This window comes from Acinetobacter guerrae (assembly GCF_009372255.1).
In the GTDB taxonomy this organism is placed as follows: Bacteria; Pseudomonadota; Gammaproteobacteria; order Pseudomonadales; family Moraxellaceae; genus Acinetobacter; species Acinetobacter guerrae.
This window is the reverse complement of record NZ_LXGN01000001.1, coordinates 74,456-89,819: the sequence shown is the minus strand read 5'-3', so window position 1 is coordinate 89,819 and position 15,364 is coordinate 74,456. Positions and strand designations below refer to the sequence as shown.

The 15,364-nt window shown below is 38.0% G+C and carries 17 protein-coding genes; 10 read left to right on the top strand and 7 right to left on the bottom strand.

The features are described from left to right. The first annotated feature begins 9 nt into the window (after nt 1-9). From moaCB to A7A69_RS00390, 4 genes are all read left to right on the top strand, one after another. Nucleotides 10-933 carry a bifunctional molybdenum cofactor biosynthesis protein MoaC/MoaB gene (moaCB, locus tag A7A69_RS00405; RefSeq protein WP_152875937.1) on the top strand — a complete coding sequence of 308 codons (924 nt, stop codon included), beginning with the start codon at nt 10-12 and terminating at the stop codon, nt 931-933. Then, on the top strand, nt 933-2,156 hold the full coding sequence (locus A7A69_RS00400; RefSeq protein WP_152875936.1) for a molybdopterin molybdotransferase MoeA: 1,224 nt from the start codon (nt 933-935) through the stop codon (nt 2,154-2,156). The genes moaCB and A7A69_RS00400 overlap by 1 nt, the downstream gene beginning before the upstream one ends. Before the next feature lie 15 nt (nt 2,157-2,171). Further along, complete coding sequence (gene modA / locus A7A69_RS00395; RefSeq protein WP_152875935.1) at nt 2,172-2,933, top strand: molybdate ABC transporter substrate-binding protein; 762 nt, start codon at nt 2,172-2,174, stop codon at nt 2,931-2,933. Nucleotides 2,934-3,024: 91 nt separating this feature from the next. After that, nucleotides 3,025-3,510, top strand: coding sequence for a winged helix-turn-helix transcriptional regulator (locus A7A69_RS00390; RefSeq protein WP_152875934.1), 486 nt, complete (start codon nt 3,025-3,027; stop codon nt 3,508-3,510). A gap of 2 nt (nt 3,511-3,512) precedes the next feature. Here A7A69_RS00390 and A7A69_RS00385 read toward each other — a convergent pair whose 3' ends face one another. After that, complete coding sequence (locus A7A69_RS00385) at nt 3,513-4,901, bottom strand: aminotransferase-like domain-containing protein (RefSeq protein WP_152875933.1); 1,389 nt, start codon at nt 4,899-4,901, stop codon at nt 3,513-3,515. Nucleotides 4,902-5,028: 127 nt separating this feature from the next. On the opposite strand from A7A69_RS00385, the gene A7A69_RS00380 reads away from it, so the two are divergent. After that, complete coding sequence (locus tag A7A69_RS00380; protein WP_152875932.1) at nt 5,029-5,910, top strand: DMT family transporter; 882 nt, start codon at nt 5,029-5,031, stop codon at nt 5,908-5,910. Nucleotides 5,911-5,927: 17 nt separating this feature from the next. On the opposite strand, the gene A7A69_RS00375 is transcribed toward A7A69_RS00380, so the two are convergent. From A7A69_RS00375 to tusD, 4 genes are read right to left on the bottom strand one after another with little or no spacing between them, the layout of a single operon-like run. Continuing rightward, a complete protein-coding gene (locus A7A69_RS00375) occupies nt 5,928-6,239 on the bottom strand; it encodes a TusE/DsrC/DsvC family sulfur relay protein (RefSeq protein WP_120369130.1) in 312 nt (103 codons plus the stop codon). Between the two features lie 23 nt (nt 6,240-6,262). Further along, entirely contained in the window at nt 6,263-6,544 is a 282-nt protein-coding gene (locus A7A69_RS00370) for a hypothetical protein (RefSeq protein ID WP_120369129.1), read from the bottom strand. Nucleotides 6,545-6,556: 12 nt separating this feature from the next. Continuing rightward, on the bottom strand, nt 6,557-6,907 hold the full coding sequence (locus tag A7A69_RS00365; RefSeq protein WP_187349138.1) for a hypothetical protein: 351 nt from the start codon (nt 6,905-6,907) through the stop codon (nt 6,557-6,559). A 45-nt stretch (nt 6,908-6,952) separates the two neighbouring features. Further along, on the bottom strand, nt 6,953-7,321 hold the full coding sequence (tusD, locus tag A7A69_RS00360; protein ID WP_120369127.1) for a sulfurtransferase complex subunit TusD: 369 nt from the start codon (nt 7,319-7,321) through the stop codon (nt 6,953-6,955). 72 nt (nt 7,322-7,393) lie between these two features. Here tusD and galE point away from each other — a divergent pair, with 72 nt between their 5' ends. From galE to A7A69_RS00340, 4 genes are all read left to right on the top strand, one after another. Next, nucleotides 7,394-8,401 (top strand): UDP-glucose 4-epimerase GalE, encoded by a 1,008-nt coding sequence (galE, locus tag A7A69_RS00355; RefSeq protein ID WP_152875931.1) that lies wholly within the window; start codon nt 7,394-7,396, stop codon nt 8,399-8,401. Between the two features lie 112 nt (nt 8,402-8,513). Beyond that, the gene (gene fumC / locus A7A69_RS00350; protein WP_120369125.1) at nt 8,514-9,908 is read left to right on the top strand and encodes a class II fumarate hydratase; all 1,395 of its coding nucleotides are present in this window, start codon (nt 8,514-8,516) and stop codon (nt 9,906-9,908) included. Nucleotides 9,909-9,996: 88 nt separating this feature from the next. Then, complete coding sequence (locus A7A69_RS00345) at nt 9,997-10,488, top strand: hypothetical protein (RefSeq protein ID WP_152875930.1); 492 nt, start codon at nt 9,997-9,999, stop codon at nt 10,486-10,488. 140 nt (nt 10,489-10,628) lie between these two features. Beyond that, nucleotides 10,629-11,231: a nitroreductase family protein gene (locus tag A7A69_RS00340; protein WP_151980651.1), complete on the top strand. Its 603-nt coding sequence runs from the start codon at nt 10,629-10,631 to the stop codon at nt 11,229-11,231. A gap of 60 nt (nt 11,232-11,291) precedes the next feature. Here the strand turns inward: A7A69_RS00340 and A7A69_RS00335 are convergent, their stop codons facing one another. Both A7A69_RS00335 and A7A69_RS00330 read right to left on the bottom strand, forming a co-directional pair. Further along, the gene (locus A7A69_RS00335) at nt 11,292-12,956 is read right to left on the bottom strand and encodes a phosphoethanolamine transferase (protein WP_152875929.1); all 1,665 of its coding nucleotides are present in this window, start codon (nt 12,954-12,956) and stop codon (nt 11,292-11,294) included. Nucleotides 12,957-13,087: 131 nt separating this feature from the next. Beyond that, nucleotides 13,088-14,017 (bottom strand): LysR family transcriptional regulator, encoded by a 930-nt coding sequence (locus A7A69_RS00330; protein ID WP_152875928.1) that lies wholly within the window; start codon nt 14,015-14,017, stop codon nt 13,088-13,090. 91 nt (nt 14,018-14,108) lie between these two features. On the opposite strand from A7A69_RS00330, the gene A7A69_RS00325 reads away from it, so the two are divergent. After that, on the top strand, nt 14,109-15,356 hold the full coding sequence (locus tag A7A69_RS00325) for an acyl-CoA dehydrogenase family protein (RefSeq protein WP_152875927.1): 1,248 nt from the start codon (nt 14,109-14,111) through the stop codon (nt 15,354-15,356). Nucleotides 15,357-15,364 lie beyond the last annotated feature (8 nt).

Sequence of the window (15,364 nt, the reverse complement as noted above, 5' to 3'; positions counted from 1 at the left end):
GAACAATGAATGAAAAACGTAGGCATGAAACCCGAAAGTTATCGAATTGCCGAAGCTCAAGCCATTTTATATGCACCACCACATTGTATTGAATTATTACGTCAGGGAAATACTGAAAAGGGCGATGCACTAAAAACTGGTCGTATCGCGGGTATTTTGGCAGCTAAACGTACCGATGAATTGATTCCACTATGTCACCCACTGCCTATTTATCGTGCGGAAGTTGAATATGAATTACATGAAAACTTTGTAGAAATTTTAACGACTGTAGAAACAATAGGCCCAACAGGGGTTGAAATGGAGGCTTTGACGGCAGCCAGTATTGCAGGTTTAACGCTATACGACATGCTCAAACCACATTGTGAACCTGAAGATCTCGTACTAGACCAATGCAAACTGTTAATGAAAAAAGGTGGCAAATCGCATTTTAAACGGACGCTGCGTCAAGCTGTTTCTGCTGCTGTGATTGTATTGTCCGATACCGTAGCGTCGGGTAAAAAACCAGATACCGCCGGCAAGTCTGTTTTGGATACCTTAACAGAAGCAGGCTTTAGCCCAATTCATTATCAAATTTTGCCTGATGAATCAGAACAGCTTAAAGATTTAGTCTTGGAACTCAGCAAATCTTATGCCTGTATTATCACCGTAGGCGGTACGGGAATTGGTACTCGCGATATTACGGTTGATACCCTAGAGCCTTTGCTTGAGCGTAAACTAGATGGGTTGATGGAAGCGGCACGTGCTTTTGGTCAGCGCCGTACTCCGTATGCGGCGATGTCGCGTGGAGTTGCAGGATTTATCGATCGTTCTTTGGTCATGACTTTGCCAGGAAGCCGTGGTGGCGCATCAGAATCAATGGCGGCACTTTTACCCGCAATTGTGCATATTTTTGATGTGTGCCGTGATTTACCACATCCTGGGGGATATGAATAATGTCAGCATGTGGATATGAACATGGTTTGATCAGCATAGATGAGGCAATTCAATATATTTTGAGTACGCCAAAGACATTGGCTACAGAATCTATTTTAGTAAAAAATAGCCTAAGTAGATATTTATCTGAAGCTGTTTATTCTCCTGTGAACTTACCCAGTTTCGATCAAAGTGCAGTCGATGGCTATGCTTTATGTTCACAACAAACTGATTCTAAAGATCAAGTGTTTCAACTGATTGGTGAAGTTCGGGCAGGTGAGGAAAGTCACTTGGCTTTGTCTGAGGGGCAGGCAATCCGTATCTTCACAGGCGGAAAAATTCCAGATGGAACGTCTACAGTTGCACGCCAAGAAATCGTAAAAATCATGGATGATCAAAATATTCAGATTGTTGAAAATCTGAATATAGGTGTTGATATTCGCCGTGAAGGTGAAGAAGTTAAGTACGGGCAGTGTCTAGCAAATGTTGGACAGTATATGAACATTGGCAGTCTTGCTGCACTCAGTATGGCAGGGGTTCAACGCGTTAGTGTATATAAACAACCTAAAGTGGCCGTCGTGGTTACGGGGGATGAAGTTGCACAATCACAAAATAGCCTAAGTAACGCTCAAGTGTTTGATGCCAATGGGCCTTTATTAAAAAACTGGCTTAAACAATATGGAATGGATGCACATGTGATTCATGTTGAAGATCAGGCAAGTGCTGTGACAGCGCTGTTTGAAGGTCTAAAGTCAGAGTATGACGTGATCATTACCACAGGCGGGGTTTCTGTTGGCGATTATGACTTTGTGCGCCCATGCTCGTTCGATGTCGGTTTTCAGCAAGTATTTTGGAAAGTAAAACAAAAACCAGGTAAGCCACTTTATTTTGCCAAATATGAAAAACAGCAAAAAAATTGTTATTTACTGGGTTTACCGGGTAATCCTGCTGCGGTCTATGTGTGTATGCAAGTCTATGGAAAACTATTACTGGATGCATTACAAAATAAACGGGAACAAAAGTCAGGGTTTAAAGCAAAAATAACACATGACTTGAAAGCTGATCATCGTGAGCGGTTTTTACGGATGGTTGCAACTTTTAATCAAAGCACACTTGAAGTCAGTGCCTTAGCCAAGCAACAATCACATATGCTCAGTAATCTCATGCTAACCGATTGTTTAGTGCGTATTCCAGCATCTAAACAAATAAATGCAGGTGAGATAGTAGACGGTCTATTTATTTAAAATAAAAGGTTAATCATGTTAACACGGTTTGGTTTATTTTCTTGTTTATGCATGATGACAGGCTTTACTTTGGCGAGTGAAGTAAAAATCTATGCAGCACCAAGTTTTGCAAACGCATTTACTGATATCACAAAGTTATATCAACAGCAAAATCCTGATCAAAAAGTAATTCCTGTATTTATAGATCCTGTGACCTTGGTTAAGCAAATGCAACAAGGAACAAATGCTGATATTTATTTATCAACAGATAAAACAAGTCTACAGGCTTTAAATCAAAATAAAGTGGTCAATAAAAGTCGTGTCAAATACCTAATGAGTGATCAATTGGTCGCGATTACATCGGTTAATATGGACATTCCATTTGGTCAGGCCAAACAGTTTAAGTTTGCACAAGCATTTAAAGGAAATTTATGCACGGCCCAACTAGATGCAAGTGCTTTAGGAATTTATACCAAGCAAAGTTTAACTCATTTAGGTTGGTTCTCTAATTTACAGCAGCGTATTACACAAAATTCAGATAGCCGTGGTCTTTTAAATGCAGTCCAAAATGGAAAATGTGATGTCGGGATTACTTTTCAAACAGATGCCTTAACCACTAAGAAAGTTAAAATCATGGGAGTTTTCCCTGTAAATACGCATGATCCTATTGATTATTATATCAATCTGACATCACAGGGTGAAAAAAATAAAGCCGCAGTACAATTTCAACGCTTTATTTTAACAAATCCAAAAGTAAGATCACTGTTACTCAGTTATGGTTTTACCAATAAAAAATAGTACTGATGATCGACTTAAAATATGATCATCACTAGCTATTTTTATACAATGAAACGTATGATAAGACAAAGCCAAACATGAGGGAGCAGTAATGAAATGGGATGATATTGGCGAACAACCATGCTCAATTGCTCGTACATTGTCCATTATGGGTGATCGTTGGACGATGCTTATCTTGCGTAACTGTTTCTTAGGTACACGCCGTTTTGATGATTTTCAGTCACATTTGGGTGTGACTCGGCATGTATTATCAGAACGATTAAAACGCTTGGTCGAACATGAAATATTGGTAAAAACTCCTTATGTCGATCGTCAGGAACGTTTTGAGTATCGTTTAACAGAAAAGGGAATGGAGTTATATCCCGTGCTTCTGTCTATGGCGAATTGGGCAGATAAATGGATGGATGGAGGTGCAGGTGCGCCAATGTTGTATCAGCACAAAAGTTGCGGACAAATATTTAAACCTATTTTGACGTGCTCGGAATGCGGCGAAGAAATACAGGCTCGACAGGTTGTAACAAAGCTGAGTCCCGTGTATGCAGCTCATATAAAACAGACCCAGATAAAAAAGGCTTAATATTAAGCTGGTGCATGCCGTGCATATCGCATGGCTTTTTCTAAGATTGAAAAAATATCTGGATGCATGCATTGTGCAACATTGAATCTTAGAAACTGTTGGAATCTATCCGACTGACTAAACGAGCTTCCTAAAGCCAAAACCACGCCATTTTCTGTACAGTAATCAGCCATTTTTTTTATATCAATATCAGTTGGTAATTCGCACCACAGAAAAATACCTGCTTTAGGAATAATCCAGGGTTTTATCTGTAGTTTTTCAAACATTTGAACATTGAACTGCATTGCTTCTGCAAGTTTAATCTTGAGTTGTTCCATGTGTTTTCGATAACTACCATCGGTCAATGCCCGATATAAGATTTGTGCCGAAAAATTGCTATTGCTGAAACTGGTCGCAACTTTTAAATCGACTAAATGATCAATCCATTCTCCTTTTGCCACAATATAACCACAGCGAACTGAAGCTGATAAAGTTTTGGAAAAGCTGCCAATATAAATGCTGTGCTTAAGACCATCTAATGCACTAAAACGTGGAGAATGCGTAGTTTCAAAATCTGAAAATATATCATCTTCAACCACCACCATATTTGCTTGTTCGATGAGAGAAACCAATTGATGAGCGGTAGGTTGTGAAAGTGTTGCGCCCGTTGGATTATGAATTCCTGAATTAGTGATATACAAACGTGGATGATATTGTTCAATGGCTTGTTTAAAGGCTTCAATATCTGGCCCTTGAGCTGTATAAGGAATACCAATAATTTTAACCTGATGTACTTTGAGTAATGCTCGAAAATTGAAATAACAGGGGTCATCAACAAGCACGACATCATCTGGCTTCAATAAAAAACGGCAAATCAAATCGATAGAATATGAACCTGAATCAGTCAATAAAATTTGATCTGGTGTAACTTCGATTGCTTTGTTATATAACCGCCTAGCCAATAGCTCACGTAAACCCAATAAACCTAATGGTGAGGAATAATGAACAAGTTCAGAGATTGAACTTTTTGATGCATCACGAATTGCCTTTCGCAAACTTTCATGTGGCATCCAATCATCAGGTAACCAGCCACAACCGACTTTAATTAATTGTGGAGAGGCTTCTAGAAGCTGACGTGAAATCCAGAGCGGATCAAGTCTTTTTTCCCGAATGGGTTCAATATTAGAAAGAATAAGTGGTTCAAGCGGCGCACAAACAAAGAAACCTGCACCTGCTCTGGCTTCAATGATCCCCATCGATACCATGCGTTCATAGGCTTCAACAATTGTTGATACGGAAAAATGAAGTTCTTTGGCTAAAAGTCTGACTGAAGGTAAACGCATACTGGGGGTTAAGCGACGACTTTTTAATTGCATATCTATGTAATCAATCACTTGTTCGATTTTAGTCATGGCTGTCGCATCTGGCTGTACTGGGATTTTATACAGTACAGTTTTTTAAAATTGTACTGAATTGTCTATGTCCAAAAACATAGCACAGAATTATAAATATAGTCATGAAAATAAGAGTAATTGAGATATGAATCCTCAATTTTTGGCGTGGTGTAGTGGTTTTATGGGCGTGATTATTTTTTCTGGCTCTTTACCTGCGACACGTATTGCAGTGATGGATATGAACCCATGGCTATTAACAGGTAGTCGATCTGTGATTGCAGGTATTATTGCCTTGATTTTACTGAAATTATTAAATGTGAATAAACCAGATCGAAAAGATGTTGTCGGGCTAATCTATGTGGCACTTGGCGTTGTTGTTGGTTTTCCGCTATTTACTGCATTGGCTTTACAGTATATCAATGCCGCATATTCAATTATTTTTGTGGGTTTGTTGCCCTTAAGCACTGCAATTTTTGCAGTGATACGAGGCGGAGAGCAACCGAAACCTGTTTTTTGGATATTTTCCTTGTTAGGAAGTGCTTTGGTCCTACTGTATATATTGCTAGAAAATGCGCCAAACTCTGAAAATGGTGCAACAAATCTGCTTGGTATTATATATATGTTGGCCGCAATTATTGTCTGTGGATTAGGTTATGCAGAAGGCGGAAAGCTCTCTCGAAAAATAGGCGGGTGGCAGGTCATTTGTTGGGCGTTGGTGATGTCTTTACCGATGATGTTAATGATCACAATCTTCAACTTTTCGACACAAACAATCGCACATTTATCTTTTTCGGCATTGCTTGCGCTGCTGTATGTGTCCTTGTTTAGTATGCTAATAGGCTTTTTCTTTTGGTATTACGGCTTGGCACAAGGTGGAATTGCCACTGTGGGTCAATTACAACTATTACAGCCTTTATTTGGATTAGGTTTGGCGGCGTTGTTATTACATGAATCCATCAGTTGGATCATGCTATTTATCACCTTTGGCGTGATTGGTTGCGTTACTTTTGCCAAAAAGTTTGCCTAAAGTGGTTTTTTTAGTAACTATAAACAATTTGCAGGTTTTGGAATACCCGCCAAACGACTTAAATGCCGTGCGACCAGACCTGTATTAAATCTTTGCTGAAGCATAGCATTATCAATTTCAGGGCTAATCGTTTTCATTAAATACTTAATCAGTGGTCGGGTAGCAGGAGAATGTCCAAACTGTTGATAAAATTGGCGTACCGCATGTAAAACTTCAAAATGCCAATCTGTTAACTCTAAATCTATAGAGCTAGCAAGTTGTTGTGCGACTTGATTATTCCAAATCGTATAATCTACAAGATGCCCATCTTGATCAAGTTCTAACTGCATAAAATAGCCTAAGCAAAAATCTTTTATTTAAGAGAAATACAACGTTCAAATTGTAAAACTAAATCCGCAAATTGGGCATAGTTTAATAAAGTCAAAGTCGAAACTAAATCAGGATTTAACAATACTTGTTCAGTCTCTAGACAATAGCGCTGAGAAAAAGGAGCTAAATCTGCTTGATTTAACGTTGCAACAGATTCTCCTAAAAAAACGACATGATCATGATCGCTATAAATCTGCTTGAGTTTTGCTAAAATGTTCTGAGTAGACGAAGAGCAACATTGAACTAAATAAAGAGTACGATTCATTGTGCCATTTCCTTACCAGTACAAAACATAATTGAAAGATTGAATGAATTTGGCATTGAGTTCAATAAATTCAATTTCCTGTTGGCTCTGTCTTACCAAAGGATGATCCTGAAATCTCGATTCAACCATAATCGGGCTAAGGTCATAAAATTCAAAGCTTTCAACCATATTAGAACCCGCTTTAAAAGCATGCTTAAGCGGATCAAATATGACTTCAGAATTTAAAAGACTTAAAGCAGCATCTTGTAATAATACTTTTATTTGCGTGCCAAATGTCGCAAACACCATTGTGGCTGCAATGCTTTCATTGACCTGTAAAGCACCCAAATTTGCATGCGTTAAAATCACGAGTACAGTTTTCACACAATTTACCTTTTAAAAGCAACACTCTAACAATACAAAACATGTTTAAAATTGAACAATACGTGCGGATGATTGTAATGCATCAGCAAGCTCTCCAAGTCCTACCAGCTCGAAACCTTGAGCAAGGTTTGAATCAGATAGTTGATGGCGTTTAGCATTTTCTTGATCACAGATGCCGCGGTTTAGTGCTGCACTTACACAAACAGGCAAACGAATGGACAGTTTTTGCCATTCATATGTTAAATGGCGTTGGTCGTCGGGAAACCACTGCAAACTATTTGCAACTTGTACGCCATCTTGGTAAAAGAAAACATGAAATATTTCACCTTTTTGATGGAGTGCTTGAGCTAATTCAAAAGCATGCCATGCATGAATAGAAGTAGGAGCAGAAGTAATTAACAGTAATGTACTCATTGAAATTTCACTTTGGTGATGAGTCAGGTCTGTGATGAGTCATACACATCGTAATAAGTAGGTAAGTATACAATGATTTTGGTGACAGGTGGTTTAGGCTTTCTCGGTTCACATATTGCTTTGAGTCTTATGGCGCAAGGTCAGGAAGTTATATTAGTCGATAATCTGGCAAATGCATCATTACAAACTTTAGAACGTCTTGAGTATATTTCAGGGATGTACGTTCCATTTGTTAAAGTTGATGTGAGAAATACACCTGCGCTAAATAAAGTGTTTGAACAATACTCAATAGATGCTGTGATTCATACAGCAGGTTTTAAGTCTTTAGAAGAATCAAGATTAAAACCGCTAGAATATTATAACGACAATGTTAGTTGTATTATGAGCTTGTTGCGTTCTATGCAGCGTACGGGTGTACGTAGACTTGTTCATCTTTCCAGTGTAGCCATATATGGTAAAAGTGGGACTGCACTGAATGAGGATGAGACTTTTAATTTTAGTTACGATAATCCTTATATCAAGTCACAACAAATGATTGAGGAAATTATTCGTGATACTGTAAAAACAGATAATGAATGGCAAGTTGCAATACTTCGTCTTTCAAATGTTGTCGGGGCATTTGAACATGGAGTTTTGGGTGAAAATGTCGCCCAACTTCCTAAAAATATAGTGCCTTTAGCCCTCCAAGTGGCTGCTATGCAGCGTGATTCTTTGGAACTACACAAAAATGTCGAGACGCAGGATAAGACTGTAGAGCGTAGTTTTATCCATGTACTCGATGTTTGTGAAGCGGTATTTGCAAGTTTATATTGGCTAAGCAATCAGCAACATTGTTGTGAAAGCTTTAATATTGCTCAAGATCATCTCACTTCCATAGAGGCTTTAATTAAGGTCATTAGTGAAGTAACAACTGCGCCAATTGAAACCCATGAGGCGTTATATTCACATGAAGAGTTGGCTCACCTAGGCGTTGATATTTCCAAAGCAGCGCAACTACTTAATTGGAAACCAAAACGTAGTTTGGAAAAAATGATTGAAGATGAATGGCGTTTCTATCAAAACACATTAAAAGGTCAATAAGAAAATGATTCTTATTTACAAAAATGCCCAGGTTGATTAGTATCTTGCCACTAGCCAAGCAATGTAATTGCTCCAGCCCGTATTGTCTTAAACAACATGAATAGAGGTTTTTATGCAAACTCGAATTGAACATGACACAATGGGTGACGTTGAAGTCCCGAATGATGCACTTTGGGGTGCCCAGACGCAACGTAGTTTGCAAAACTTTAAGATTGGTCAGGAGCGATTGCCACGTGCAATGATCCGTGCAATGGGTTTGGTTAAAAAGGCAGCTGCAATCACCAATGCAGAGTTAGCACAACTTCCTCAAGATTTGAGTCAATACATTGTTGGTGCAGCTGAAGAAGTCATTGCGGGACAGTGGGATTCTCAATTTCCACTTGTGGTTTGGCAGACAGGTTCTGGTACACAAAGTAATATGAACTGTAATGAAGTGATTGCTAATATTGCCAATCAAAAGTTGGGGAATGCACTGGGTTCTCAGTCACCTGTCCATCCAAATGATCATGTCAATCGTGCGCAATCGACCAATGATTCATTTCCCACCGCTATTCATGTGGCTGCGTCACTTCAAATCAATGAACTGTTGATTCCAGCAGTAAAAAGTTTAAGAGAGACACTCCAAAAGAAATCCGATGAGTTTGCTGATATCGTAAAAATTGGTCGTACTCACTTACAGGATGCCACGCCTCTAACTTTGGGGCAGGAATTTAGTGGTTATGTTTCTCAGCTTGATCATGGCTTAAAACGACTACAGCAGGCGCTTGAAGGCTTATATGAATTACCACTCGGTGGTACAGCTGTAGGTACAGGCTTAAATGCGCATCCTGATTATGCTGTCAAAGCTGCTGCACAACTGGCAACGCTAACAGGTCTGCCATTTGTGACTGCACCAAATAAATTTGAGGCTTTGGCGGGTCGTGATGCAGCGGTTTTTGCTTCAGGGGCACTGAAAACGCTTGCTGCAAGTTTAAACAAGATTGCCAATGATATTCGTTGGTTGGCTAGTGGCCCACGTTGTGGTTTTGGTGAAATTCGTATTCCTGAAAATGAACCAGGCTCAAGCATTATGCCAGGTAAGGTCAATCCAACACAAAGCGAAGCAATGACCATGGTTGTTGCCCAAGTGTTAGGTAACGACACAACGATTAATGTTGCTGGTGCATCGGGTAACTTTGAACTGAATGTTTTTATGCCTGTGATTGCATTTAACTTATTACAGTCGATTCAGCTATTGGGTGATGCATGTAATAGTTTCAATGAACATTGTGCTGTGGGCATCGAGCCAAATAAAGAAAAAATTGATTATTTCTTGCACAATTCATTGATGCTGGTTACCGCATTAAATCCTGTAATTGGTTATGAAAATTCTGCAAAAGTTGCCAAAACAGCTTATAAGGAAAATAAAACGCTCAAGCAGGTGGCCGTAGAGTTAGGTCTAGTGACTGCACAGCAGTTTGACGATGTCGTTAAACCTGAACAAATGGTATTTCCTAACGCTAAATAAGTCGAAATAAACACATCAGCAGTTTGTATCTGATCTCGATGTGCGTACAATATATGCCTCTTGATATTAACTGCTGATGAAATTTACTATGATCGATGTCTATTTAACAGATGTTCAAAAACATATTCAATTTAATGACTATCCAAGTGAACAACCTGTTAAATTCCTCATTAATCTCAAAAAAATCTTTCCAAGTACCGCAGAGTTATTGTTACCTGTTTTACCTGAAGACAATAATTTGGAAGATGCCACATGGGAATCGACTTCGACAGACTTTGAAACTTTTAAAAAGTTGTTAGAAGCGTGGGGCATTATCGAGCTGCGTTTAAATGCTATTACTGCATTTAAAGATAAAGAATTCGCCAACCAGCTTGTTAAAAAAGCTCAAATTAAACGTAAACAAATTTCTATCAAACACGCTCAACTTTCGTTGGTCGACTTAGATTATGTGTTTATTCATGAAGTCCATAGTTTGATGGATGCAGAACTTATTGAAATTGGTGAAAGCTTTTATTTACCAACTTTGCGTCAAATCTGGAAGAATGAAGTCTCTGAACAAGTTCTATTTAGTAAATTTTAATTATTGTTAATAATTCAATATATTATTGTATTTTTTCTAATGAAGTAATGCGACTAAATGGCATAAAAAATGCTATAAAGAATGAGAAATATGTTTCTTATCTTCTTTAAAATTTGTTGTGTATCATTAGGAAAAATACAATGTCTAATACGCTTCTTCCACTCTTGCAGAATCGTCGTACTATTTATGCTATTGGCAAAAATCTCTCTCATACAACAGATCAACTTACTGATTTAATTCAGGAAGCAATTCGTCAAAGTCCATCCTCTTTTAATTCGCAGTCTTCACGTGCTGTTATATTATTTAATCAAGAACATGAAAAATTTTGGAACTTTGTTAAAGAAAAATTACGTGAATATGCAACCGATGAGGCAGCAGCGGCTAAAACCAGTGCAAAAATGGATAGCTTTGCTGCGGGCGTAGGAACTATTTTATTTTTTGAAGATCAAGATGTGATCACAAGTTTACAAGAGCAATTTGCTTTATACGCAGATAACTTTCCAGTTTGGGCAGAGCATTCAACAGCTATGGCGCAACTCGCAGTCTGGACAGCTTTGGCTGCTGAGAATGTAGGTGCATCTTTGCAGCACTATAATCCAATTGTAGATGATAAAGTGCATGCTGAATGGGAAGTTCCAAGTAGTTGGAAACTTCGTGCTCAATTGGTCTTTGGCTCGATCGAAGCACCAGCAGGTGAAAAAGCGTATATCGATGACGCGGTACGTTTTAAAGTATTTAAATAAAAATTAGTTTTAAATAAACCGAATTTTGCACGCGCTAAATTCGGTTTGATTCAAATCAATTTAATCCTGAAAGACATGACATTGATCTAGCATATTAAATTTGGAATCAATCACATTGGTTTTTATATCTAGTAATGACAAAAGTGTCGGGAATAAATTATCCTGACTCAAATTCTGATCATGTTGAGATTTTAAACATTCAACTTGTGTGGCGTGACCATTTTTCCAATCATTTGAAAACCACATGATCATTGGAATATGCGTTTGCTGTGAAGGTGCAAGTGAATAGACTGTACCATGAAGATAAATCCCATTTTCACCTGTCGATTCACCATGATCGGATAAATACCAAAGTGCGGATTGGTACTGTTTGTTTTTATCAATACTTTGAATAATCTCACTTAAAATATGGTCGGTATAAAGAATGGTGTTATCGTAACTATTCATTAATTTTTGGCGGTCACAAGTTTGAATTGCACTGGTTTTACAGGTCGGTTGAAATGGTGAAAATTCTGATGTAGTACGATTATAGTAAGCAGGGCCATGACTACCACGCTGATGCAACACGATTAGTTGAGGTGTTTTATCCTGATATGGAATAGATGCCAAATAACGTTGTAGGCTCATGAGTAAGACATCATCTAGACAAAAACCATCATCGCGACAATATTGCTTTTTGAGCTTTTTACTAATTTTAATGTTATTGACTCGATCACAAGCCCCTTTACAACCAGAATCGTTATCGATCCACGTCACTTTATAGCCTGCACGTTGTGCGATATCGAGTAAACCTTCACGATGGACAGCTAGATTTGCATCATATTGTTCTTTGGTCATGCCTGAAAACATGCAAGGAACAGACACCGCTGTCGCTGTACCACAAGAACTGACCTGACTAAAGTTAATCAGATTTTCTATTTGTGCTAACTGGGGATTGGTATTACGCGTATAGCCATTGAGTGAAAAACTTTCTGCACGCGCAGCTTCGCCAACTACTAAAATCATCAGCTTGGGTTTAGATGGTTCAGTGTGTAGCGAAATAATTTTTGCATCCTGACCGTATTTAACTAAAGGTAAATTCTTTTTATGTAAATGATGAAAATATTTATAACTTGAGTTTAAAACATTATCTGGCGAAATTAATTGGCGAATATCTTTGTGTTGCCGAAATATATTGGTAAAATTTAAATAGTTACTTAATACCAAAATTAGTAAAATAATAAAAGAAATAATAATATAGGCAATTTTTTGGATTATATTTTTTTTAAATACAGGATATTCAACTGGAACTAAACAGACAATTAAAATAGGTAAAATAACCATTCCAAGAATCCAAACAGAGAAGGGAACGTTCATTAATTGTTTGGTTTCCGCCAAATCCGTTTGCATCACATTCTGGATTTGTTCTGGAGAGATATAAGCACCTAACTGATTAGTAAAATAAGCGCTAATTCCACCTAAAAAAATCAAAATAATTGAGATAGGTTTTGCAGTCCATTTCCAGTTTAAAACTTGCAAGTACAAATTGTAATAAGCAGTGAGACAAATTGCTACAATGCAAAGCCAAACTACAGCAAACCCGCTATGAAATCCTGATAAGGATTGAACATGTTTATAAAAACTAAGATTTAATGCAATCGCAAGCCATAAAGCAATGATTAGATTAAAACAACCAAGAGAGAGGACTGGGAGAGATGCTCTGACTTGACGTAGAAAATACAACATAAATCGGCACCTGATGAGAAGCAAGCAATGTAAGAAATACATCTTAAATCTATCTTAAACCGACTTTCCCATGAGGCATATGGCATTACAAACATTTCAGGAAAGTAAAATAGCTTGCCAGTTAAAATAGCCTAAGTAAATAAAGCAATTATTTCTTGCTTTAAAAACTGGTACCTTAAATTTTCACTTAAATCATCATTAGAAAATAAACCAATATGAATCTGAGGGAAATAAAAGGGTAATTCATGAATCTTTAAATTTTCTGCATAAAAAAGATGTTCCAAAATGGTTTTTGGTAAAGTAAGCATTGCAAATGGATTCTGTTCAAGAATTTGTAACGCAGTTGAATAATGTTGACATCTGAGGAAAACATGTCTGGAAACATTATTTTGAGTTAAATAAACATCTTCTAGTAAAACGCCAGCCCGCCGAGACGAAACACCAATATGCGGTGCAGATTGGTAAATATGTTTTGTGACTTCAGTTTGCTGTGTACAAATCACATAGCGATCTGTAACTAAACGATTAAAAGCAATGTTTTCAGCCAAATTGTGTTCTAAATCAATCACAAAATCAATTTGTTGCGTAGTTAAATCGTTTTGGATGGTCTTTCGATTTAGCTTAATACTTCTGAACTGAATGTCTGGATCAATACCTTGAAAATGATCAATTAACTTAGGAAAAATAAGCGGCTCAATTTCATCATGAATAGCAATTTTTAGTGTTTTAATCAGACTCGGATCAAAGTTTTGCTTTTGTTGGCTAATATTTTGAATTGACAGCAATGCTGTTTTGATCACTGGATAAATTCGTTCAGCAAAGGGCGTAGGAAGCATTTTGTTGCCGTGACGTACAAATACTTCATCATTAAGTTGCAATCGTAAGCGTTGCAGAGCATGGCTCGCCGCAGACTGACTAATAGACAGACTCAACGCAGCACTTGAAATACTTTTTTGTTCAAAAATTGCAACAAACAGTGGATATAAATTGATATCAATGCGATGAAATAAAGCAAGATCCAAATAATGGTTTTGAGCGTTTGAGTTATGAATAGTATTCATAGTTTTGTATTTAATAAAATCATTTCATGCATAATAGATTTGAGCGTATCTTCAAGTAAAGCAAAATGACACACAAATTAAAGGAATCATCATGTTTGAACTATCCGAACGCGCACAGGATTTTATTTCAAGAACAAGAACATTTATAGAAAATGAAATCGAGCCGATTGAGACAGATTTTTGGAATGAAGTGCATGGGCTTAACCCAGATGGGAACTGGAAAAACTGGAGATGGCCAGCTCAGCTTGAAATATTAAAAGACAAAGCCAAACAAGCGGGTTTATGGAATATGTTTTTACCCGATGCTGAGCTTGGTGCAGGTTTATCTGTACAAGAATATGCCCATATTGCAGAGCTTTCAGGACGCAGTTTACTTGCACCGACCATATTTAATTGTAATGCGCCAGATAGTGGGAATATGGAAGTACTTTGGCGTTATGGTTCTGAGCCACAAAAACAGCAATGGTTAAAACCTTTATTAGAAGGAAAAATCCGCTCGGTTTTTTGTATGACTGAACCTGCGGTTGCTTCCAGCGATGCGACTAATATGCAAGCTACTGCTGTCATTGATGGCGATGAAATTGTGTTGAATGGACGTAAATGGTGGTCATCTGGTTTGGGCGATCCAAATGCCAAAATCATTATTTTTATGGCGCATACGCCTGATGAAACCAAAGACCGTCATCATCAACATTCAATGGTCTTGGTTCCTGTTGATACTAAAGGCGTAAAGATTGAAAGGATGCTGCCTGTATTTGGCGACTATGATGCACCACATGGTCATGGCGAAATCAGCTTTGATAACGTCCGTGTGCCTGTTGAGAATTTTATTGGTGGTGCAGGTCAGGGTTTTGAAATCGCTCAAGGGCGTTTAGGACCTGGTCGTATCCATCACTGTATGCGTTGTATTGGCGCAGCGGAAAAATCTTTGGAGCTTATGATCGATCGTGGCATGTCTCGTAAAGCTTTTGGCAAAGAACTTTTGAAACTTGGTGGTAATCTGGAACGTGTTGCAGAAGCTCGCGTTGCAATTGATCAAGCACGACTATTAACTTTATATGCTGCCTATAAAATGGACACCATGGGTAATATGGCAGCACTGACTGAAATCTCGGCGATTAAAGTCGTTGCGCCAAGTGTACTTGAAAAAGTGGTCGATATGGCGATCCAACTACATGGCGGTGCAGGGGTTTCTAGGGACACGCCTTTGACAGGATTCTTTGCACAAGCACGTAGTTTGCGTTTAGCTGATGGTCCTGATGAGGTGCATAAAGGCATGATTGCCAAACTAGAATTGGCAAAACGTGGTTATAGTACAAAAAAGAAATCATCAAATTAGATTTAAAG